Consider the following 24,519-nt stretch of genomic DNA (forward strand, 5'->3'; position numbering starts at 1 on the left):
TTCATAATTTAAAAATGGTATTAGAGCTCAAAACCATTTTTCTTATGAATTGTGCCATATATGTTCCTCTATTGGTATAAGAAAATGAATTTTTTCTCGTGGGTTTTATTGATAAATGTGAAGCACGGAGTTTCAAAAGGAATACAATTCTAATCTGAAAAGATTGTTATTGGCCTCTTTTAGAATCTTCCATAAAAGAACATTCACTATTGTTAATTAAAATTTTATGAAAAAAGTACTATTCCTATTAGTTCTGACTACTTTATTTTGGAAGACTAATGCACAAAATGATCCTATTGCTATAGAAACCCAGAATACGGCATTAATCTTAAAAGTAGCAAAAAACGGATTGCTTTACCAGTCTTATTTAGGGACAAAACTTGAAGCTTCAGCATATAATGTGCTTTCTAAAGAAACCGAAAGAACGTTTGTTATAAACGACGGAAATCCATTGCTGAATCTAAGGCATCAGGCGTATCCAACTTACGGAACCGATAATTTATTCGAATCGGCTATAAGAATGACGCATAATGATGGGAATCCTGCTTTGGAGCTGATTTATGTAAGTCATCAGACCACTAAGATTGATGGTAATACGAGTGAAACTAGCATAAAAATGAAAGATCCAGTTTATCCTGTAGAAGTTACGCTTCACTATAAGTCTTTTTACAAAGAAAATGTTATTGAACAATGGACAGAGATTGTACATCGTGAAAAGAAACCAGTAACGTTGTACAACTATGCCTCGTCTATGCTGCATTTTGATGCAGATAAATATTGGTTGACTCAGTTTCATGGTGATTGGGCAAAAGAGGTTAGAATGGAGGAAAGCGAATTAACGAGTGGAGCCAAAGTAATTGATTCTAAATTAGGTGTGAGAACCAATATGTACCAAACGCCAGTTTTCTTTTTAGCATTGAATGATAAGGCTAAAGAAAATACTGGAGAGCTTGTTGCAGGAACTATTGCCTGGTCGGGAAATTTTAAATTTACTTTTGAACTGGATAACAAAAAATCACTGAGAATAAGCTCTGGAATAAACCCGTTTGCTTCAGAATATAGTCTTCAGCCGGGTGAAGTATTTACAACACCGTCGTTTATTTATACTTTTTCGAACAAAGGAAAAGGACAAGCAAGTAGAAATTTGCATTCATGGGCAAAAAACTATGGCGTAAAAGATGGTGATAAATCTCGTTTGACTTTATTGAACAATTGGGAAACTACTTTTTTTAATTTTGATGAAAAGAAATTGACTGATATGTTTGAAGACTCTAAAACATTGGGCGTTGATATGTTTTTATTAGACGATGGGTGGTTTGGAAATAAGTACCCAAGAAGCGGAGATAAATCTGGTTTAGGAGATTGGGAGGCAACTAAAACAAAATTGCCAAATGGTTTAGGGTTTCTAATGCAACAAGCAGAAAAAACAGGAGTTAAATTCGGAATCTGGATTGAACCAGAAATGGTAAATCCGAAAAGTGAATTGTATGAAAAACATCCAGATTGGGTTTTAAAATTGCCAAATAGAGCAGAAAGCTACTATCGTACGCAATTGGTTTTAGATTTATCAAATCCTAAAGTGCAGGATTTTGTGTTTAAAACGGTAGACGATATTATGCAGACAAATGGCGGTGTAGCATTTTTTAAATGGGACTGTAACCGTATGATGACCAATGCATATTCTACGTATTTAAAAAATCAGCAATCGCACTTATTTATTGAGTACACCAGAGGTTTGTATAAAGTTTTAGAAAGAATTAAAACCAAATATCCGCATTTGCCAATGATGCTTTGCGCAGGTGGAGGTGGAAGAACAGATTATGCTTTCTTAAAATATTTTACAGAGTTTTGGGCAAGTGACAATACCGATCCTTACAACAGAGTATTTATTCAGTGGGGCTTCTCGCAGTTTTTTCCAGCTTTTTCGATTTGTAATCACGTAACATCATGGGGAAATCAGTCTATTAAATTCAAAACAGATGTTGCCATGATGGGTAAATTAGGTTTTGATATTAATATCAAAGAGCTGAAAGAAAAAGAATTAAAATATACTCAAGATGCAGTTGCAAATTATAAAAGATTAAGTTCTGTAATCTGGCATGGAGATATTTACCGAATGGTTTCTCCTTACGAAGACAGCCGCGCCGTACTTATGTATGTTGACGAATCAAAAGACAAAGCCGTTTTATTTTCATATACGCTTCATCCGCTTTATGATCCGCAATATAATTTGGTTCGTTTTCAAGGTTTAGATGCCAATAAAACCTATAAAGTAGAAGAAATTAATTTAATGCCTGAGGCAAAGAAAACCTTGCAAGAATCGGGAGAATCTTTTACAGGAGATTATTTGATGAATGTAGGTTTAAAAGTTTCCTCTTCGAAAGTAGAATCAAGTGTAGTACTTGAAATCACAGCAGTATCTGCAAATTAAGATTTTTTTTCTAAAATAAAATCAGCTGTTTGATCTCGTTTAAGATAATGAGATTAAGCAGCTGATTTATTTTTAGACAGGTTCATTTAAGGAAAATCTAAGTTAATCTGCTTAATCTGCGTGAAATATTTTTACGTCTAGATTTTTCACGCTCCCGATAGCTATCGGGATTAAAATGATTTTGGCAGATGTAGACAGATTTATTTTTAATCTGCAGAGACGAATCGCAGTGCGTCTACGCAACGTATATCCACAATACGTTAGAAGCGCTGGAGTGCGTCTCTACGGAAAATTGGAACGAAATCTTATTATATTAAAAATCTAATTTAATCGGCTCAATCTGCGTGAAATATTTTTACGTTAAGATTTTTCAGGCAGATTTAAAAATGATTAGGACAATTCGTCAATTTTCTAAAACAGTTTACTTTTTTGGTAGCGATAAAAAAAATGTGTTCGAGCACATTTTTTGTGTTTTTCTTTTTTTTATTAAAACATAATATATACATTTGGTGCTAAATGATGATAATATTTATTAATTATAAAATTTTACATATAGATTATTGAATTATAATTGATGATGTGTAAAATGATTATTAATAATTGAATTTAGTGGATTGCCAATATGTTATTTTAAGACAAAAAGTGCAATTACTACTACAAGGTTAAAAAGTTGAAAAAAAATAGTTGCTCACTTTCTGGATTTGAGCTTAGAGAATATTGATTTAAGATTTGTTTATTTTATAAAAAGTAACTACCCAGTGGCTAAAATTCACTCACAATTGATTTTACTAAATGAATCTGCTATTTTATCAAAAGTAGCGGCTGGTGACGAATTGATGTATACAGAACTTGTCGAAAAATATTGGCAAAAAGTATTGCAGCATGCGCTCAGTTTTGTAAAATCATATCCAATTGCTGAGGAATTAACTCAAGACGTCTTTCTTCAAATTTGGAATAAACGCGAAAAGTTAGCTGAAGTAAACAGCTTTGATAATTATCTTTTTATCATGAGCCGTAATTTGATTATTACTCACATTCGCAAAAAATTAGTTGAAACAGATTCGCTTAAGGGAGAAAAATTGCAAGAATTATTTTTTAAGCCCGATGAACAGTATGAGTTTAAAGAATTGGTTGAAATTATAAACGAAGGTGCCGCACTTTTGCAGGAACCAAGACGTTCTGTTTTCTTGTTAAGCCGAATGGAAGGTAGAGATACAGATTATATTAGTAAAGAACTTGGTATTGCAACCAGAACGGTGCGCTGGCACTTATTACAGTCATTAAACTTCCTTAGAAACCATCTTCATAAAGAATATAATATCGATTTATTGATGTTAGTTTTATTCACCATGTATTTTTTTTCATAATTTTTTCATTTTTCATTGCCACTTTAACAACCAATCCTCGTCTTTATAATTGAAGGCATGTTTTGGCTATTCAAAAACCCCGTATGTATGTATCAAAAAGAACAATTTAAAGTACTGATGGAGCAGTTTGTTTCAGGTGAGATTTCATCTGAAGGAAAAGCAACTTTACTTGCAATGCTTGACAATCCTGAATATTCAGAGGGATTTGATGCCATTCTTCGGGAAAATTATGATTCTATTGAAATTCCGCCAGTAAGTCCTGAAGCGACTGATAAATTTATAAGTGAGCTTAGAAAGAAAATGGATGTTTCTTCAGAAGAAGATGATTCACAATCGTCTGTTTTCAGTTTATTCAATTGGCGAAAAATTGTGGTTGCGGCTAGTATTTTGGTTGTCATGGGGTACGGAATGCATCTTTTTATTCAAAATAAGGATAGACAGTCTTTGCAATTGGCATCAAAAAAGATCGAAGATAAGGCGCCAGGAAAAACAGGTGCAATACTTACGCTTTCCAATGGTTCTAAAATAGTACTGGACAGTGTTGGCAACGGATTGTTGGCGAATCAAAGCCATACAACAGTTTCAAAAAAGAATGGAGGACTTGTATATAATGCAGATGACAATGCACAAGTGGTTTACAATACGATGACTACACCAAGAGCTCATCAATATCATCTACAATTATCAGATGGAACAAAAGTATGGCTTAATGCATCGTCATCAATCACTTTTCCAACTTCATTTGCAGTAAATGAGCGAAAAGTAAAGATAACTGGAGAAGTCTATTTTGAAGTAGCCAAAGACAAGAGTAGACCATTTAGGGTTTTGGTTAATGATATGCAAGTAAATGTATTGGGAACACATTTTAATGTAAACGCTTATGATGATGAGGCAGCCGTAAATACTACGCTTTTGGAAGGAAGTGTATTAATTACTGAGAAAAGTAAAAAAATACTTTTAAAACCGGGACAGCAGGCGCAAAAGCTTAAATCGGGGGCAATTGTTGTAAACGATAATGTAAACACAGATGAAGTAATAGGATGGAAAAACGGTTTGTTCTATTTTGAAAATGCAAATCTTCAGAAGGTTTTGCGCCAATTGAGCCGTTGGTATGATGTAGAAGTAGTGTACGAAAAAGGTGTGCCTTCAAGATCATTTGAAGGAGAAATTCAAAGAGATCTTAATTTGTCGCAAGTACTGCGAATTTTAGAAAAAAATAGAGTTCATTTCAAAATTGAAGGTAAGATTTTGAGAGTGATGCCAGATTAAACAAAAGGATTAAATCCTTTTTAAAAATATTTATTTACGATTCATAAAAAAAGCCAGCTAATGTTGGTAGCATTTGCTGGCTTGTTCCTGAATGTAAGGAACGGTTATGGAAGAATAAATAAACAAACCAAGCAAGGAGAATTTAATATTAACCAAAACCATTACGAAAGTATGAAATTATTACCAAAACCAAAGCCAAAGAATTATTGGCTTTCATCAAAAACCCGGAAAGTTATGAAATTAACCTCCATACTGGTTATTGCCATGACTTTACAAGTATCGGCATCAGTATCATCTCAGACTGTTACTTTTTCTGGAAAGAATGTCGCGGTTAAAAAAGTATTATCCGTCATAAAAAATCAAACAAATTATGTTTTTTTCTATGATGTTGAGATTCTGAAAAATCTTAAACCAATTTCTTTAAACGTTGTCAATGCTCCAATAGATAAAGTGTTGCAGCAGACTTTTGCTGACCAGTCTATTACTTGGATTATTGAAGGAAAGACAATCTCGTTTGCACTTAACGCAGAGAAAACGAAGAGCCCTAGTACAGTAATAATGCAAAAGCAGATTAAAGGTAAAGTGCTTGATGATGCAGGGATGCCTATTCCAGGAGCTAATGTTAAGGAAAAAAATGGAACAGCTTCTGTGCAAACGGATGTAGATGGAAGCTTTTCTATTACAGTACAGTCATCAAATAGTATTTTGGTTATTTCTTATGTCGGCATGGAAACCAAAGAGGTAAAAGCATCTAGCGAGTTTCTATCTGTTACTTTGACTCCGCAAAAGCAAAAATTAGAAGAGGTTCTGGTGCAAGTTGCTTACGGAACGCAAAAGAAAAAGACACTTACTGGAGCACAGGCTTCTGTAACCCAAAAAGCACTTGAAGATCGTCCTATTACAAGTTTGACAACAGGTCTTCAGGGAACAATGTCTGGGGTAACCGTTACTACGACCAATGGGCAGCCGGGAAAAGATGGCGCGTCTATAAAAATTCGTGGTATTGGTACTTTAAACAATAGCAATCCTTTAGTTGTAGTTGATGGGGTAATAGCGTCAATGAGTGAGGTGAATCCTTCTGATGTTGAGAATGTAACTGTTTTAAAAGATGCGGCTTCTTCGGCTATTTACGGTTCAAGAGCAGCAAACGGAGTGATTCTGGTTACTACTAAAAAAGGAAAAAAAGGAGGAGTTCAGGTGCATTTTGAATCTAATACAGGAATTCAAAATCTTGGGCCATTGCCAAGTTATTTACCTGCTTGGCAGCAAGCATCAATGTTTAATCAGGCAAAGCTGAATGAAGGAACTTCTGCAGACAATTTGCCATGGAGTGCAGATAAAATTCAGAAATTAAAAGACGGAAGCGATCCCTATAATTACCCTGATACAGATTGGTTGGGGGCGTTTTATAAACGTGCGGCCTTACAGACCAATCATTATCTTAGAGTAAGCGGAGGTGATGGCAACTCACAATATTCTTTTTCTCTAGGGTATTTTGATCAGAATGGTAATGTTGATGGTTTACGAAACCAAAAATATTCAAGCAGATTCAACATCAATTCAAAAGTGAGCGAAAAGTTAAGTGTCAATGGTAATATTGCCTACCAATATATGCCTACGCAGGAGCCAATAAGTTCTTATTCGCCTAGCTTTAGTTCTATGTTAAAGCTTCTTAATCGTATTTCAAATACAGTGGTTAATCAATATCCAAATGGTCAGTATGGTTATGTTGGAGATGGAAACCCTATGGCTTGGCTAGATTCAGGTTCTGAAAATAAAACTATTGCCAATACCCTTACAGCAAATATTGGTGCCGATTGGGAACTTGTAAAAAACTTGCATTTCAGACCAGCAGTACAATATCGCGGCACATCAAGCCAAAGAAAACAGTTCATGGAAAAAATCGAGTATTTTAGTCAGACAACTGGTGCAGCAACAAAAACTCAAGGACCAAACCAATTATACCAAGTTTGGGATAAAAATACCTATTACAATTTACAGGCTTTACTAGACTATAAATTAGATTTGGGAGAAAATCATCATTTGACATTTCTAGGTGGAGCTACTAAAGAATATAGTCTTTATGAATATGTTTCTGCCTACAGACAAGATTTCTTAAATAACGAACTTACAGAAATAAATGCAGGTCCTTCAACTGGACAAAAATCAGAAGGTTATTCTAATGATTGGGCTCTACAAGGCTATTTTGGAAGATTTAATTACAATTATAATGATCGTTATTTGTTTGAAGCAAATTTCAGGTATGATGGTTCTTCTCGTTTTAAAGGAGACAATAGATGGGCGTCATTCCCTTCGTTCTCCGCAGGTTGGAATATTTCTAACGAACAGTTTTTTGAGCCTGTTAAAGATGTAATTAATTCATTAAAATTTAGAGCATCATGGGGTAAACTAGGAAATCAGCAAACAACGGTTAACGGAGTAGCTACGACTTACCCTACTTATGCAACTATTGAATCTGGAGAGGATTACTCTTTCAATCAGTCTTTGGCTCCAGGTATTGCTCCTAATAGCGGTGCAAATAACGACGCTAAATGGGAAACTACTACAGCTACAGATTTTGGACTTGATATTTCGGTACTAAACAACAGTTTGTCATTTACAGTTGATTATTTTACTAAGGATACAGATGATATCTTAATGACTTTACCAGTTGGAGAAGTATATGGTTTAAAGGCTCCGATTGTAAATGCTGGTTCAGTATCTAATAAAGGATGGGAATTTTCAGGAAGATACAGTACAAAAATCAATGATGTTAAACTTGATGTGGGGGCAAACCTTACATACATCAACAACGAAATTACCGATTTAAAAGGAGTAGGGCCAATAATTGGTTCTGGAAGTATAACATTTCAACAAGTTGGATACCCAATCAATTCTTTATATGGATATAAATGTGAGGGAATCTTTAGAACAAGCGAAGAAGTTGCTAATCATGCAAAACAAAATGCAAATACAGCTCCTGGAGACTTAAAGTACGAAGATATTAATCATGATGGTAAAATTGATGCCTCAGACAGAACCTATCTTGGAACTTATTTCCCTAAAACTACATACGGTTTTAATATTGGCGCAACTTACAAAGCGTTTGAGGTCTCTGCATTTTTTCAAGGAGCAGCTGGCGTAAAAGCAAACGTATCAACTATGATTGGACAAATAGGAGGATCAAGTTCTAAACCGACAACAGCATTTTTAGACAACTGGACGGTTGATAATCCAGATGCTTCTTTCCCTAGACTTTGGACTTCGTACAAGCAAAATGATCCAGAAAGCACGCCATCATCTTTTTGGGTAAAAGACGCTTCTTATCTACGTTTGAAATCTTTAATGGTTGCTTTTAATTTTCCAGAAAGTCTGAATAAAAAGCTTGGAATTGCAAATGCTAAGATTTATTACAGTGGACAGAATATTCTAACGTTTACCGATTTTTATTCTTGGATAGATCCAGAGGTAGGTTCGAACGCTAGTATTTATAGCTATCCACAAGTAGTAACAAATTCGATTGGACTTAGTGTCAATTTTTAATTAAAGACTTTTTAAACAATACGTTATGAAGAAAATACTTCTTTTTATATTTTTTGCTGCTATCTTAAGTTTAGGTGGTTGTCAGGATGATTTTTTGGAAAGAACTCCAAAAGATGCTTATAGTGATGCTTCATTATGGTCTTCAAAAGCAGATGCTACAGCAGCCTTAAACGGATGCTATGCTGGCTGGGAAACTGGATCTGCTATTATTGGTGACGACTGTTTTACAGATAATGGTTTTGATCAATTTGGCTGGGACGGATATGAACCAATGGCCTCTGGATTAGTAACTCCAGGCGATGAGTGGTTTCCTAATTATTGGAGCTATAAAACCATTCAGCGATGCAACTGGTTTCTTAGCAATGTTGATAAGACGCCTTCATCTTCTTTGAATGAAGAATTAAAAAACAGAATGAAATCTGAAGTTCGTTTTTTGAGAGCTTATCAATATTATAAAATGACAAATTATTATGGAGATGTGCCTTTGGTTACAACGGCATTAACTCCAGCTGAGTCAAACACAATTGCTAGAACTCCAAAAGCAGAGGTTGTGGCATTTATTATGTCAGAACTGGATGCAATTGCACCTTTTCTTCCAGTTAATTATTCAGGTGCAGATATAGGACGTATTACCAAAGGAGCTACACTGGGATTAAAGGCAAGAATTCAGCTTATTCAAGGTGATTATGCTGGAGCGGCAACAACTTCTGCATTATTAATGTCAGCTCCTTTTACATATAGTTTATTTCCAAATTTCGAGGAGCTTTTTAGACCAATGAATCATGATAATCAGGAAACATTGCTTAATTGCCAGTCTTTAAAAGATCTTAATTCTGAATGGTATCCAATAGTATATGCGCCTAAATCACAAGGAGGATGGAGTTCTTATGCACCAACGCAATCACTTGTTGATACCTATGAAACGATTAATGGAAAAACAATAGAAGAAGATGCAACCTATGACCCATTGCAACCTTACAAAAAAAGAGATCCACGTTTAGACATGAGTATCATTAGACCGGGATCTTTCTATATGGGATCTTACTTTGATCCGTATCAGGGTGATGATGATTATAATTTAGTAATGGATAATACATCGCAAACAGGATATAATCTTAAAAAATACATTTCTAATCTGGACGATTATAGAGGAACAGATTACGGTACTGATATTGACAATGTTGGTGGAGCTATAATGGTAATTAGATACGCAGAGGTTTTACTGACTTATGCAGAGGCCAAAATCGAGTTGAATCAGCTTGATGAGTCTGTATATGATGCCATCAATAAAGTTAGAACCAGAGCCGGAATGCCTAATGTTGACAAAACGGTGTATAATAACCAGTCAAAAATGCGTGAGCTAATCCGTAGAGAGCGAAGAGTAGAATTAGCTTTTGAAGGATTAAGATTTATTGACACAAGACGCTGGAAAATTGCACAAGATGTGATGCCAGGTGTAGTAAAAGGAATTTTAGAAGGATCTGTAGATCATTCAAATGGTAATTTAACATTAATACCTAATACCGTTAAAGAGGTTACAACACGTGTTTTTACCAATCCTAAACATTATGTGCTGCCAATTAAGCAGAATGAAATAGATATCAATAAAAATTTGAAGCAAAATACTGGATACTAGTGTTTTGTAGGTTTTTGTTTTTTTGTTTTTAGTTTTGAATTAAATAGAGAGAGAGGAGCTCCGGCTCCTCTTTTTAATTTTTATAGTTTGCCGTTATGGTTTCTCGGAGCAGTTGTGCCTAGTACATTTTAATTGCTAAAAGTAGAGAAACTAAAAAATAAAAAGCAGAAAAGTTCTATTGTAGAATTGTTGATGCTATGGCGAACTATCAGATAGATAATTTTAATAAAATGCATTTATGAAAAAAGTATTTCTGTTGTTGCTTTTCGTTTTTTCTGCAAAAACAACAATACTTACAGCACAAACAACATTGCCAATATGGACACCCGATAATGGCGACGGGACTTTTAAAAACCCATTGCTGTGGGGTGATTGGCCCGATCCTGATTTGATTCGTGTTGGGGATGAATTTTATTTTGTTTCTACCAGTATGCATTATGTGCCCGGATGTCCAATTCTGAAGTCGAAAGATTTGGTCAATTGGGAAATGGCAGGTTATGCAGTAGATAAATACAATGAAGATCAACGCTACAATCTACAAGGAGGAGACCGATACCTGAGAGGTTCTTGGGCAGCGACAATTCGTCATCATAACGGATTGTTTTATGTCGGGTTTTGTACGCCAAACTGGGATAAAGAAAAAGGGAATTTTTCGATATGTACAGCAAAAAACATCAATGGTCCCTGGACTAGAACTATTTTTCCAGAATACTTATATGACCCAGGTTTGTTTTTTGATGATAACGGAAAAGTATATGTGGCGCATGGACAGCAAAAATTGTATATAACAGAACTAAATGCCGATGCTTTATCTGTTAAAACTCCTCAAAAAGAAATTTACGATAATCGAGAGTATCCTTATCTCGAAGGATCGCATATGTATAAAGTAAATGGAAAATATTACATTTTGGGTTCTACAGGAGGTACAAAAGGGCGACAAGTCTGTTTGAGATCTGATAATATTTATGGGCCTTATGAATCTAAAGTAGTTATTAATGATGATCATACTTATCCCGGAAATGGTTTGCATCAGGGCGGAATGGTGCAGTTAAAAGACGGATCATGGTGGTTTATCATTATGCAGGATCGTGGACCAATTGGCCGTACGCCAAATTTAGAACCTGTGACCTGGGTTGATGGATGGCCAATGTTAGGTGTTAACGGCAAAGGAGTGGAAACGCATAAAAAGCCTATTGTCAATGAAACATCTACGATCAAAGTTCCTGCTGCATCTGATGAATTCAACAATTCAAATCTTGGATTACAATGGCAGTGGAATCACAATCCCAATGATAAAAAATGGTCACTTAAAGAGCATAAAGGTTATATGCGATTAAAGGCGTTGAAAGCCAGTAGACTTTACGAAGCCCAAAATACTTTAACCCAAAGAGTTCAAGGACCATATTCAACAGGAACTGTAGAAATGAATGTGAACGGTTTAAAGGATGGGAACACCGCTGGTTTTGGTATTTTTCAGATTCCTTATGCGTATGTAGCTGTACAACAAAAAGGAAAAGAAAAAAATCTGGTGATGGTGAATAATGATACTATCATAACATCAATAAAATTTACTGGAAATACCGTTTGGCTTAAAGCCAATGTAACGCACGAGAACTATATCGCAACTTTTGAATACAGTACTGATGGCAAAAAATTTCAGCCTATCGGGAATACTTTAAAAATGGGACTTGGTTTAGACTGGACAGCCAATCGTTTTGCTTTGTTTAATTTTAGTACCACAACTGCAGGCGTGGATGGATTTGCCGATTTTAACTGGTTTCATTTCAATAATGAAAATGCATTCAAAAAAGAAGAAGCGTCAGTGATTCCAAAGAAATTTGCACATCCTGATCGTGTTCGTTATGACGGAAAAGGAATGTATATTGAAGGAAAAGAATTTTTTACCTATAGTGCCGCATTCCATTATTTCCGTTGCCCAAAAGAACTTTGGAGAGATCGGTTTAAAAAAATCAAAGAAGCTGGTTTTAATACTGTCGAGACTTATGTGCCCTGGAACTGGCATGAACGTGAAATGCCAGACAATATTAACGATTATTCTAAACTTGATTTTACAGATTTACTGGCTTGGTTAAAAATGGCGCACGAAGAGTTTGGTTTCTATACCATTGTTCGTCCGGGGCCTTTTATTTGTGCTGAGTGGTCAGGAGGCGGTTATCCGCAATGGCTGGCAAAATACAGTCCCGAAAAAGAAACTTTTTGGCTTCGCAGTGCCGATCCCGAACATATAAAATGGTCACAGCATTGGTATAGTGCCGTATGCAAAGCATTAGAAAACGAACAAATTTCGCGTAAAGCAAAAGGAGAAAAAGGCATTATTCTGTTGCAGATCGAAAACGAATACGATGCCGATGAATCTGCCAACAAAGAAGTTCTTTTAAAAGGACTTTACAAATCAGTTAAAGAAAACGGAATTGATGTACCGATGTTCACTTGTCTGACCAATGAATGCCGTAACAGTAAAGATGCTGAATTATCTCAGGTTTTTGATTGCGATAATTATTATGTAGGTCTTAATGAAGCTCCGGGTTGTGCTATCAGAATGGCAGATCTGAGAAATAAACAACCTAATGCACCAGGATTTGTAACTGAACTTCAGGGTGGATGGTTTTCTTTGGTTAATGGAAGATTGAGCGAAGATAATTATTCAGATGCGCGTCATTACAAAGCAATCAATCTAATGAGTTTATTAGGTGGAGCTTCTGGAATAAATGCTTATATGTTTTTTGGAGGAACCCATTTTGAAGGATGGGGAGCCCGCGGCATGACAACTTCATACGATTATAATGCACCCATTAGAGAAAATGGAGATTTAAGTGCGAAATATTATGTTGCAAAAGAAATTGGAGATTTCTTAAAAATATATGGTACAAAATTAATGCAATCTGAAGGCGGACCATGTGATTTGAGTATAGATGGGAAACCAGCTCCGAAAAACCTTTTTGGTGGAGTTCGTATGGCTGCCGATGGAACAAAATTTGTCTTCCTGCATAATACAGATGATAAAAATCTGATATCAGGAAAAGTAACTCTTATTCCAGGAAAAATCAATAGAATCAGCGAACCAATTTATAACATTAATCAGAATGGCGAGAAAGTCTTAATTGAAACGACAGGAGCAAATTCAAAAGAAATTATAAATATTCCTGCTTTTAATGTCGATTTCAAACTAGCTGATCTTGATGCAAAAGTATTGGTAATTCCACCCGGAAAGAATCCTTCGGAAGGCGAGTGGTGGCCAAAGAATAATACTATTGAAAAAAAGAATTCAGCTCAGAAAAGCATTCGTATTTCAAAAGTATTAATGAAAGATGATCCGAAAGAAAGTGCGGTATGGCAGCCTTTGAAAGCAGCAACTTCGCTTTCAGAAAACGGAGTAAATGATTTTAGATACAGCTATTATAAAACAAGCATTACACTTACAAGAGAACAAGCGATTAGTCAAAATAAGCTATTGTTCAATATGTTTACCCGTGACATTGTTAATGCAGAGGTAAATGGGCAAATGGCCAAAAGAATAGCTCCGGATAAAGCCGATGCGCAATCTTGGCCAACCCGTGATTGTTTTATCCGTATTGGATCAGAGGTGTTTGATAATCAGTTTGACGTGTCTGGATTATTGAAAGAAGGAAACAACGAAATTATAGTAGTTTATGAAAACTTAGGACATGCACATGGTTATATGCCAATGGAAGAATTGGCAGGTATAAGACGTGCAGGTTTATCGGATTCTACGGCTAAAATAAACTTCGAACTGAAATGGGAAATTGCTAAAGATTTAGGGGGTATTACAGCAGGATTTACCAAACCAGAATTGAAAACTTCTAAATGGAAAAAAATTAATCTTGATACCACAACAGAACTCTTGAAGAAAGGAAACGGAGCTCCAGTTAAAGCAGATCCAACCAATTTAGTTACGTGGTATCGTGCAGAATTTGAACTCAACGAAAATGCTGATGCTGAAAAAACATGGAAACTTTTAATTAATGCTTCAGGTAATGGCTATATGTATTTGAACGGACATAATATTGGCAGACATTGGGAGGTGGGGCCGCAACGCGAATTCTATTTGCCGGAATGCTGGCTTCGTTTTGGAAAGAACGAAAAAAATGTCATTAGCATTCAGCTTCGCCAAACCATAAATGGTGCGGAGATAAAAGGAATGGAAGTAAGAGAATATTGATTAGTAGAAAGTGGTTTAGTATTATAACCAGTTCTTTAATCATAAAAAAGGTAAAATCAATTATTGATCTGTCTAAAAAATGTAATAATGAAAAACACAATTGCACTTTTAACCTTGCTGTTTATTGTAGGAACAGCTTCATCACAAAATAAAACAGCAAGTCAATTATCAGTAAATCAGACAGCCAATTTCGAAATAGGAGAAAATGATTTCATGCTTAACGGAAAGCCATATGTTGTAAGATGTGGTGAAATGCATTTTGCAAGAATTCCTAAAGAATATTGGGTGCATCGTTTAAAAATGGCAAAAGCGATGGGATTAAATACGGTTTGTGCCTATTTGTTTTGGAATATGCATGAGCCAGAACCAGGAAAATTTAACTGGACAGGAATGGCTGATGCTGCTGAATTTTGCAAACTGGCACAACAAGAGGGATTGTACGTTATTTTGCGTCCGGGGCCTTATGCTTGTGCAGAATGGGATTTTGGAGGTTTTCCGTGGTGGCTTCTTAAAAAGAAAGACATTAAACTTCGTACGCAAGATCCTTATTATTTGGAGCGCTGTCGCATATATTTAAAAGAGGTCGGACGCGTTTTGGCTCCATATCAAATCAATAATGGAGGCAATATTATAATGACTCAGGTAGAGAACGAATATGGTTCTTATGGAACAGATAAAGAATATTTGGGTAAAATAAGAGATTATTTGAAAGAGGCAGGCTTTACTGTTCCGCTTTTTACTTGTGATGGGCCTTCACAGTTAAAAAATGATGTGAGAGAGGATATTTTTAGTGTAGTAAACTTTGGAGGAAATCCTGAATCAGCTTTTAAATCATTAAGAGAAATTCGTCCTAAAGGTCCTTTAATGTGCGGAGAATATTATCCCGGTTGGTTTGACTCTTGGGGAACTAAGCATCATACGGGTTCTGTTGACAATGTAGCAAAAGAAATAAAATATATGTTAGACCATAAAGCGTCTTTCAGTATATATATGGCTCATGGCGGTACTACATTTGGAATGTGGACAGGCGCTAACAGTCCACCTTATTTGCCTCAGACTTCAAGCTATGATTATGACGCTCCAATTAGTGAAGCAGGGTGGGATACAGAGAAGTTTTATGCCTTGCGTAAACTATTTGCAGGTTATTTACAGGTAGGACAAACATTGCCAGAAGTTCCTGCGAGAAATAAAGTCATCAAAATACCAGAATTTGCTACTACAAAAGTGGCTCCTTTATTTTCTAATCTTCCCGATTTTATTGAAGATAGAAATCCGCAGAACATGGAAGAATACAATCAGGGATTCGGAAGTATTTTGTACCGAACAACTTTGAAGGGAGGAAAAGCAGCTACTTTAAACATAAAAGAAATACACGATTATGCATGGATTTTTATTGATGGAAAAAAAATAGCAAGTCTTGACCGAAGAAAAGAAGAAAACAGTTGTCAAATACCTGCCACAAGAAAAGGAGCCGTTTTGGATATTTTGGTTGAAGCAACGGGCAGAGTAAATTATGGCGGGGCATTACATGATAGAAAAGGTATTACCGAAAAGGTATTTCTAACCGATATTGATTCAAAAAGTATTGATTTATATAACTGGAAAGTTTTTCCAATTGCCTTAAACAATAACAAAACTCCTGATCATTTAAAATTCGAAGCAGGAAATACAACAATGCCTGCCTTTCATAAAGGAAACTTCGTACTAGACGAAACAGGCGACACATTTCTAAATGTATCTACTTGGGGTAAAGGTTTGGTTTGGATAAACGGGCATTGTTTAGGCAGATTTTGGAATATTGGACCTACACAATCGATGTATGTTCCAGGACCTTGGCTTAAAAAAGGAAATAACGAGGTGGTTGTTTTAGACTATATGGGGCCTTCAAAAAATATACTGTCAGGAATGGAACTTCCTATACTTGATGCTTTAGCGCCTTCTTTAGTAAGAACAAAGCACAAAAAAGAGAATCAAAAATTGCAGTTGCAAAATCAGGCGCCTGCATTTACTGGTAAAGCTAAACCTTCGATTGAATGGCAGGAAGCAAAGTTTAAAAGTGTAAATGGACGTTATGTATGTTTTGAAGCTTTAAACGGATATCAGGAAGATGCCCCTTACGCTTGTTTAGCCGAGTTATATCTTTTTGACGAAAATGGAAAAGAAATTCCGCGTGCCAAATGGAAAGTGGTTTATGCTGACAGCGAAGAAATAGAAAGCGAAGACGGAAAGGCAGATAATGTGTTTGATTTGCAAAGTACCACGTATTGGCATACTCAATATTCAGAAACAGAAGACAGCTTCCCTCATCAGATTGTAATTGATTTAGGAAACATTAAAAGCGTTGGTGGAATGAAGTTTCTTCCACGTCAAAATTCTCCAAACGGACAAATAAAAGAGTATAACATTTATATCAGCAAAGAACAATTTAAGGGTTTATAAGCTGAAGATTGTTTAGTCCTAAAAAATTAAAATGATTATGTTCAAAATCAATCAATATTTGGTTCTGTTATGCTTCTTTTTTTTGCAGAGTAATTTAGGAGCATTTGCTCAGAAGTCAGCATCAAAAAGAATAACGGTATCTGCTAAGAATCCTAGGAATGCTTTAAATTTAAATACCAACTGGGCTTTTTTTAGAGGTGATGCCAAGGGAGCAGAAACAGTAAATTATCAGGACAAAGACTGGGCTTCGATCAGTATTCCGCATACCATGCGTCTTGAAAAAAAACACAATGGAGGCAATGCCATTTATCAGGGAATTGGCTGGTATCGCCGTTATTTTAAATTGGATAAACAGAATCAAAACAAAAGAATCACCTTAAACTTTGAAGGGGTTCAGATGAATTGTGAAGTGTTTTTGAATGGAGAAAAACTAACTACGCATTATGGTGGCTACCTTGGTTTTGTGATCGACATAACCAATAGGGTTAAGTATGATAATAACAACGTTTTGGCCGTTAGAGTTTCTAGTGAAAATGATCCATTAACGCCACCAGGAAAACCGCAATCTGGCTTGGATTTTTATTATTATGGCGGAATTTATCGTAATGTAGATCTTATTGTAACAAATAAACTGTATATCTCAGATGCGCTCGAAGCAAATAAAATTGCAGGAGGAGGACTTTTTATTACGTATCCAAAAGTGAGTAATGATAAAGCAGAAGTAACCATAAAAACGCATGTTGTCAATCAGACCAAAGAAAATAAACCAGTTCTTTTAAAAACAACTATCAGGAATAAAGAGGGAGTAGAAGTTGCAAAGATGAGCACTACAGCATCTTTTTTTGGAGAAAAAGACTTTTTGCAAAATTTTACTGTTTTAAAACCGAAATTATGGCATCCGGATCATCCTTATTTATATCAAGTCGTTTCTGAAATTTATGAGGGTAAAGAGCTTATAGATGTGAAGACAACAAAAATAGGAGTCCGCTCGATTTCTTTTAAATCACCGACAGGAGAAGCAGACGGTTTTTATATCAATGGTAAAAAGCTCTATCTGCGTGGAGCAAACCGCCATCAAAGTTATCAGAATATTGGAGATGCAGCATCAAATTCGATGCAGTATCGTGATGCTTTACAAATCAAAAAAGGAGGGTTTAATGCTGTAAGAGCGTCTCATTATCCTCAATCTCCAGCTTTTTTAGATGCTTGTGACGAGATTGGTTTGCTGGTTATTGAATGTGAGCCGAGCTGGCAGTTTTTTAATAAAGATTCTGTTTTTATAGCACGCACGCATCAAAATGTGAGAGAAATGATTAGAAGAGACCGTAACAGGCCTTCAGTTTTTTTATGGGAAACTTCTCTTAACGAATCACCTACGCCAGATTATTGGGCAAAAGAAATAGTAAAGATTGCACATCAGGAAATGCCAAACGATCAAATGTTTACTTCTGATGATTTCTTTGCAAAAGGGAGAAAATTCTATGATGTAAGTTACAAAGTAATTAACGAAGATGGTACAGATCCTATGATTACAATGCCTTCGCTTACCCGTGAATGGGGGGACACTTGGATGGCAGATCCTGAAAAAGAAAATGGACTTAGAGCTTCGCGAATTTATACCGAAAAAGGACTTTTAGCACAATGTTATTTAAGACAAAATGCACTTAACGGAAGTATGCTCGAAGAAGAAGGAGCCTACTGGGATCATGCCAGACTCGATGCCAATAAAAGAATTGGAGGATATTTTTTATGGAGTTACAACGATTACACGAGAGGAACCGACAGCATCACGGCTTTTAGCGGAGTGGTAGATATAGACCGTTATGAGAAATTTGGATACTATCAGCTTAAAGCGATGCAGGACGCTCGAAACCCTGTTTACGGACCAATGATATATGTGGCCAGTTACAATAATCGCCCAGATCTGGATTCGGTTATAACTGTTTTTTCTAACTGTGATAAGGTTCGATTATATCGTAATGATGTATTTGTCGGTGAAATGACAAGAAAGGAGAATGCTAAAACAGCTCCTTTTGTAGCAGCCAAAGGCGGAAGCCCGTATTTTAAGTTTAGGACAAATGGTTATCAAGCTGGTGAATTAAAGGCAGAAGGGATAATCAACGGAAAGGTGGTTTGTTCTCATGCTATTAAAACTCCGGGTGAAGCAGATCATCTCGAAATAGAAGTTGCAGATCGTGGAATTAATCCAATCGCGGATGGCTCTGATATGGTTCCTTTTTATATTAAAGTTTGTGATAAAAATGGAACTGTTCTCAGTAATAAAAATGCATTAGAATCGTATCAAGTTAATGTAGAAGTTTTAGGAAACGGAAGATTGATTGGCGCAAATATTCCACGCGTTAAAATAGCTGCACAACAAACAGAGGGCGGAATCGGGTATGGAATAATCCAGACAACGAATCAAGCTGGAGATATTGTAATAACAGCTTCTAGTCAAGGGCTTAAATCAGCCAAAACAACTATTAAAACGGTCCAATACCAGGGAGAATATGTTCCAGACGGTGATCATGCAAAGTGGGACGAAGAGAAAGAAACCAGTAGTGAGCAGTCATTTTCAAATAAAACAAAATCAGAAGCATTGCCTCCAGTTATAAAACTTGTTGCAAATCAAGTAAGTTTTTCAACTAAAATTGATAACAAAGGATTGGAGAATATTTTAGACGCAAATCCGTCAACATTGTGGTCGTCTTTAAAAAAAGATTTGCCAGTTGTAATGCAAATAGATTTGGGAAAAAAAATGATGCTGCAAGGAAGTAAAATCGTTTGGGGAAAAGATAGCGATTGGTATACCTATTCTCTAGAAGTCTCAGAGGATGGCGCAAAATGGTCTAATGTGTTTAAGGAAATAAAAGTTTCTGGTCAGGATTACAAACCTTTACTATTTAAGTATGAAAACATAAAATATGTGAGAGTAATTATTTTGGATGTACAGCCTGAGAATAGTAAAACAGCAATCAAAGACATTGAATTATACGGTGTTCCAATGTAAATGAGAAATTTTTATAGAGGTTCCATAAGTACGAAAATGAACCAAAGTAGACCTTATGAATAATAAGAGAAAATTGAAATACAACAGTGTTATTTCTAAGAAAAAAATATAATAATCTAAATATCATCAAATGAAAAAAAGTCTTTTTATTTTATCTGTTTTCCTTTTGCTGGTCGGAAAAGCAAATGCGCAAACAAAACATACATTTGCTATTAAAGATAGCAATTTTGTATTAGACGGCAAGCCTATTCAAATTCATAGTGGCGAGATGCATTACGCCAGAATTCCAAAAGAATATTGGCGTCATCGCTTGCAAATGATGAAAGCCATGGGGTTAAATGCCGTGGCAACGTATGTTTTTTGGAATTATCATGAGACCGCTCCCGGAGTATGGGACTTTAAAACCGAAAATAGAAACGTAGCAGAATATATCAAAATAGCTCAAGAAGAAGGGCTTTATGTAATATTACGCCCTGGTCCGTATGTTTGTGCCGAATGGGAGTTTGGTGGCTATCCTTGGTTTTTACAAAAAGTGCCAGACATGGTAATTAGAGGAAATAACAAACAGTATTTGGCAGCGACAAAAGCATATTTTACAGCACTTTATGGACAGGTGAAAAATTTACTGGTAACCAATGGCGGACCAATTATCATGGTTCAGGGCGAAAACGAATTTGGTTCGTATGTTGCGCAACGCAAAGATATTTCGATAGAAGAACATAAAAAATACAGCGCTGCGGTTTTCCAACAACTAAAAGATGTAGGTTTTAATGTGCCATTTTTTACATCAGACGGAAGCTGGTTATTTGCTGAAGGTGCACTTCCAGGGGCTTTGCCAACCGCTAACGGAGAAGACGATGTTACGAAGTTAAAAGAAGTAGTAAACAAATTTAATGGAGGAAAGGGGCCTTATATGGTTGCCGAATTTTATCCAGGCTGGCTGGATCACTGGGCAGAACCTTTTCCAAAAGTAAGTGCAGAAGAAGTGGCAAAACAAACTAAAAAGTATCTTGATGCTGGCGTTTCTTTTAACTATTATATGGTTCATGGAGGAACAAATTTCGGATTTACCTCCGGTGCTAATTATGACGGAAATCATGATATTCAACCTGATTTAACTTCATATGATTATGACGCTCCAATTAGTGAGGCGGGCTGGGCAACCGAAAAGTATAATGCTCTTCGAGATTTATTAAAAACAGCAAATACACCTAATGTTCCCGCAAAAATTAATGTCATTGCAATACCAGAAATCAAATTAACTAAAGCAGTAGCTTTAGAATCATTGAAAAATAAAATTAAGCCGGTAAACAATGAAAAACCAATGACTTTTGAAGAATTGAATCAAGGGCACGGTTATGTTTGGTACAGCAAAAAATTCAAACAGCCTATTAGCGGAAAATTAGAGCTAAAAGGACTTCGCGATTATGCTATTGTTTATGTTAATGGACAAAAAGTAGCGGAATTGAATAGTTATTACAAAAACTATGAATGTACGATTGATGTTCCTTTTAATGCAACTTTAGACATTATCGTCGAAAACATGGGGCGTATTAATTACGGAGCAAAAATCATCAATAGTACAAAAGGTATAATTTCGCCTGTAATCATCAACGGGCAAACCATAACTGGCGACTGGAATATGTATCCTTTGCCAATGGATAAAATGCCAAATCTTGCTGAAGCTAAAAACAATGCAAAAGCGGGACAGCCAGCTCTTTACCAAGGGACTTTTAATTTGGCTAAAAAAGGAGATACTTTTCTTGATATGCGTGATTGGGGAAAAGGAATTGTATTTATCAACGGAATCAATATTGGACGTTACTGGAGCGTTGGGCCACAACAAACCTTATATGTGCCAGGATGTTGGCTGAAGGAGGGAAGTAATGAAATTGTAATTTTTGAGCAAAAAAATGACAAAATTCAAACAAGTGTAAAATCGACTGAAACTCCAATTCTAGAGGATTTACAGCCTGAAAAAGGTGAAGTTAAGTAAGAATGATTATTTTTCGTAAATAACAAAAAAGACTTTGATTTCATCAGAAATCAAAGTCTTTGATTATGATATAAGGTTTAATCTGTAGAGATATACCGCAGAGTGTCTACGCAACGTATATCTGCAATACATTAGACGCACTGCAATGCGTCTCTACCTTGTTTTTTTTTCTCTCACAGCTTTTAAAATCCTTTTAATCTTAATAATCTGTGGCTAAAAAAACTTTGCGGTTTAGCGACTTTGCGAGCATTTTTCTTTCGCAGATTTAGCAGATTTTATAGATTTTTTTGATCTGCTTTAATCATTTAAAATCTACATGAAATTTTTATGCGCACAGATTATAAAAATCCTTTTAATCTTAATAATCTGTGGCTAAAAAAACTTTGCGGTTTAGCGACTTTGCAAGCATTTTTCTCTCGCAGATTTTGCAGATTTTTTTATATCCGTTTTAATCATTTTAATCCCAATAGCTATCGGGAGCATGAAACATTTGTGATGATGAATTACAAATTCAGTTTTCTATATTGTAAAGGCGAAAGTTGTTTTAATTCCTTAAACTTTCGATTAAAATTGGAAATATTATTGAAACCACATAATTCGGCAATTTCCAAAACAGAGAGTTCTTCATTATTAGATAATAATTTTGCCGCTCTTTCAATACGTACTTCAATTAGAAATTGAAAAAAAGACTTGTTGGTCCGGACTTTAAAATACCGGCAAAAGGCATTTTTCGTCATACTGGCAATCGAAGCAATTTCATCAAGCGTGATATTTTTGTGGAAATTGGTCATTACATATTCAAAAACAATCTGCATTCTTTTTCCTTCGTTATCTGTTATTTTCTTTTGATATAAATAATTAGAAAGCGGAGTAGTTTCTGATGTAGAGAGCCATTTTAAAATATCCAGAAATAATATAAAACGCGTATAGCTGTCAGCTTTTTTTAGTTTCTTAAAATACTTGACTACTTTTTTGGGCGCGTTATGAATTATGAATCCGTTTTTACTGCTTTCTAGAATGGGATGGATATTTCTAAAAGTAGGCAACTCAAAAAAATCTCTTCCGAACGAATTGAATGTAAAGAATAAAGTACGCATTACAGAAATTACATTTTCTTGAATGTCGCTTCTAAAAACATGTGGCAAATTGCTTCCAATTACGAGTATATCGCCTTCATGATATTGAGAAATAGTATCACCGGCAAAAACGGCTCCTTCTCCTTTTTCTATAAAACTAATTTGAATTTCTTCATGCTGATGCAGTTTATCATAGAATGATACTTCGATATCTTCTTGATATATAAGGGGATCTTCTCCAGATTTTGGAATTTTAAATGGGAAAACTTTCATATAGTGGTTAGTTAGTTATGATCAAATATATTGTATTTGAATAAAAAAATGATGCTATAATGTTCAGTTTTTTAAAATTTACCACTATAGAGGGTAATATAGTATCATTTTGTGGTAATTTTTAAAGGGTGCGCTCTGTTGTTTCTAGATAATTTTGGCCTTAATAAAAAAATAAAATTATGAGTATTCAATGGAATGGCGTTATGCCAGCGGTAACTACAAAATTTACTGCAGATGACAAATTAGACTTCAATATGTTTGAAGTTAATATGAAGGCACAATTAAATGCTGGAGTTTCAGGAATTATTTTAGGAGGGACTTTAGGTGAAGCCAGTACACTTTTAGAAGAAGAAAAAAGAGAATTAGTAAAACATACTGTTTCACTAACAGAAAATAAAGTGCCTGTAATTATGAATATTGCAGAGCAGTCTACAAAAAATGCAATTTTGGCCGCTAATAAAGCTGAACAAGATGGAGCAAAAGGATTAATGATGCTTCCTCCAATGCGTTACAAAGCGTCTGATTTTGAAACGGTTACTTTTTATAGTGAAGTGGCAAAAAACACTTCTCTTCCTATTATGGTTTACAACAATCCAGTTGACTATAAAATTGAAGTTACTCTAGATATGTTTGAAGAATTATTAAAATACGATAACATTCAAGCAGTAAAAGAATCAACTAGAGATATCTCTAACATAACTAGAATGATCAACCGTTTTGGAGATCGTTTAAAAATATTATCAGGAGTAGATACATTAGCATTAGAAAGCTTATTTATGGGTTCTGATGGATGGGTTTCTGGATTGGTTTGCGCTTTCCCAGAAGAAACAGTGGCAATTTACAAATTGGCAAAAGCAGGAAGATTTGATGAAGCGTTGAAAATCTACAGATGGTTCTTACCTTTATTAGAATTGGATATTAATGCATTTTTAGTTCAGAATATCAAATTGGCAGAAGTTGCAACAGGAATTGGTTCAGAATATGTTCGTGCGCCAAGATTACCATTGCAAGGAGCAGAAAGAGAAAGAGTTTTAGCGATTATCGCTGAAGGATTGCGCACAAGACCAACTTTACCAGATTATAAAAATTTATAATAGCATATTTAAAAGATTGGCTTTGCTTTTTTAGTTTTCAGTCTCGGTTCTCAGCTTTCAGTCGCAGTCTCAGTTTTTCAGTTTCCATTTACAGTCAGGGTTTTCGGTTACTGTGTTTACTGGGGCTGCGACTGAAACTTGAGACTAAAACCGTGGCTGAAAACTAAAATGGCATTTAATTCAT

At 35.4% G+C, this 24,519-nt stretch carries 11 protein-coding genes; 10 read left to right on the forward strand and 1 reads right to left on the reverse strand.

Annotated elements, in window-relative coordinates:
• Positions 1-226: 226 nt before the first annotated feature.
• From DM397_RS05430 to DM397_RS05470, 9 genes are all read left to right on the forward strand, one after another.
• Positions 227-2,431, forward strand: coding sequence for an alpha-galactosidase (locus DM397_RS05430; protein WP_111376559.1), 2,205 nt, complete (start codon positions 227-229; stop codon positions 2,429-2,431).
• 758 nt (positions 2,432-3,189) lie between these two features.
• Entirely contained in the window at positions 3,190-3,798 is a 609-nt protein-coding gene (locus DM397_RS05435) for an RNA polymerase sigma factor (protein ID WP_111376560.1), read from the forward strand.
• Positions 3,799-3,885: 87 nt separating this feature from the next.
• Entirely contained in the window at positions 3,886-5,067 is a 1,182-nt protein-coding gene (locus DM397_RS05440; protein ID WP_162615462.1) for a FecR family protein, read from the forward strand.
• A 234-nt stretch (positions 5,068-5,301) separates the two neighbouring features.
• Positions 5,302-8,610, forward strand: coding sequence for a TonB-dependent receptor (locus DM397_RS05445; protein ID WP_162615463.1), 3,309 nt, complete (start codon positions 5,302-5,304; stop codon positions 8,608-8,610).
• A 25-nt stretch (positions 8,611-8,635) separates the two neighbouring features.
• Positions 8,636-10,246 (forward strand): RagB/SusD family nutrient uptake outer membrane protein, encoded by a 1,611-nt coding sequence (locus tag DM397_RS05450; RefSeq protein ID WP_111376563.1) that lies wholly within the window; start codon positions 8,636-8,638, stop codon positions 10,244-10,246.
• 238 nt (positions 10,247-10,484) lie between these two features.
• Positions 10,485-14,447: a beta-galactosidase gene (locus DM397_RS23895; RefSeq protein WP_204251874.1), complete on the forward strand. Its 3,963-nt coding sequence runs from the start codon at positions 10,485-10,487 to the stop codon at positions 14,445-14,447.
• An 87-nt stretch (positions 14,448-14,534) separates the two neighbouring features.
• On the forward strand, positions 14,535-16,886 hold the full coding sequence (locus tag DM397_RS05460; protein WP_111376564.1) for a beta-galactosidase: 2,352 nt from the start codon (positions 14,535-14,537) through the stop codon (positions 16,884-16,886).
• Between the two features lie 31 nt (positions 16,887-16,917).
• Positions 16,918-19,896, forward strand: coding sequence for a glycoside hydrolase family 2 TIM barrel-domain containing protein (locus DM397_RS05465; protein ID WP_111376565.1), 2,979 nt, complete (start codon positions 16,918-16,920; stop codon positions 19,894-19,896).
• 130 nt (positions 19,897-20,026) lie between these two features.
• Complete coding sequence (locus DM397_RS05470; RefSeq protein WP_111376566.1) at positions 20,027-21,892, forward strand: glycoside hydrolase family 35 protein; 1,866 nt, start codon at positions 20,027-20,029, stop codon at positions 21,890-21,892.
• Between the two features lie 503 nt (positions 21,893-22,395).
• On the opposite strand, the gene DM397_RS05475 is transcribed toward DM397_RS05470, so the two are convergent.
• Positions 22,396-23,241 (reverse strand): AraC family transcriptional regulator, encoded by an 846-nt coding sequence (locus tag DM397_RS05475; RefSeq protein WP_111376567.1) that lies wholly within the window; start codon positions 23,239-23,241, stop codon positions 22,396-22,398.
• Between the two features lie 179 nt (positions 23,242-23,420).
• Here DM397_RS05475 and DM397_RS05480 point away from each other — a divergent pair, with 179 nt between their 5' ends.
• Positions 23,421-24,335, forward strand: coding sequence for a dihydrodipicolinate synthase family protein (locus DM397_RS05480; protein ID WP_111376568.1), 915 nt, complete (start codon positions 23,421-23,423; stop codon positions 24,333-24,335).
• The last annotated feature ends 184 nt before the right edge of the window (positions 24,336-24,519 follow it).

It is taken from the genome of Flavobacterium nitrogenifigens (assembly GCF_003254565.1).
GTDB lineage: Bacteria > Bacteroidota > Bacteroidia > Flavobacteriales > Flavobacteriaceae > Flavobacterium > Flavobacterium nitrogenifigens.

Excerpts from the sequence above, each read along its gene's own strand:
- DM397_RS05460 (WP_111376564.1), top strand. The coding sequence starts at position 14,535 with ATGAAAAACACAATTGCACTTTTAACCTTGCTGTTTATTGTAGGAACA.
- DM397_RS05470 (WP_111376566.1), top strand. The coding sequence starts at position 20,027 with ATGAAAAAAAGTCTTTTTATTTTATCTGTTTTCCTTTTGCTGGTCGGA.
- DM397_RS23895 (WP_204251874.1), top strand. The coding sequence starts at position 10,485 with ATGAAAAAAGTATTTCTGTTGTTGCTTTTCGTTTTTTCTGCAAAAACA.
- DM397_RS05465 (WP_111376565.1), top strand. The coding sequence starts at position 16,918 with ATGATTATGTTCAAAATCAATCAATATTTGGTTCTGTTATGCTTCTTT.
- DM397_RS05430 (WP_111376559.1), top strand. The coding sequence starts at position 227 with ATGAAAAAAGTACTATTCCTATTAGTTCTGACTACTTTATTTTGGAAG.
- DM397_RS05445 (WP_162615463.1), top strand. The coding sequence starts at position 5,302 with ATGAAATTAACCTCCATACTGGTTATTGCCATGACTTTACAAGTATCG.
- DM397_RS05440 (WP_162615462.1), top strand. The coding sequence starts at position 3,886 with ATGTATCAAAAAGAACAATTTAAAGTACTGATGGAGCAGTTTGTTTCA.
- DM397_RS05480 (WP_111376568.1), top strand. The coding sequence starts at position 23,421 with ATGAGTATTCAATGGAATGGCGTTATGCCAGCGGTAACTACAAAATTT.
- DM397_RS05475 (WP_111376567.1), bottom strand. The coding sequence starts at position 23,241 with ATGAAAGTTTTCCCATTTAAAATTCCAAAATCTGGAGAAGATCCCCTT.
- DM397_RS05450 (WP_111376563.1), top strand. The coding sequence starts at position 8,636 with ATGAAGAAAATACTTCTTTTTATATTTTTTGCTGCTATCTTAAGTTTA.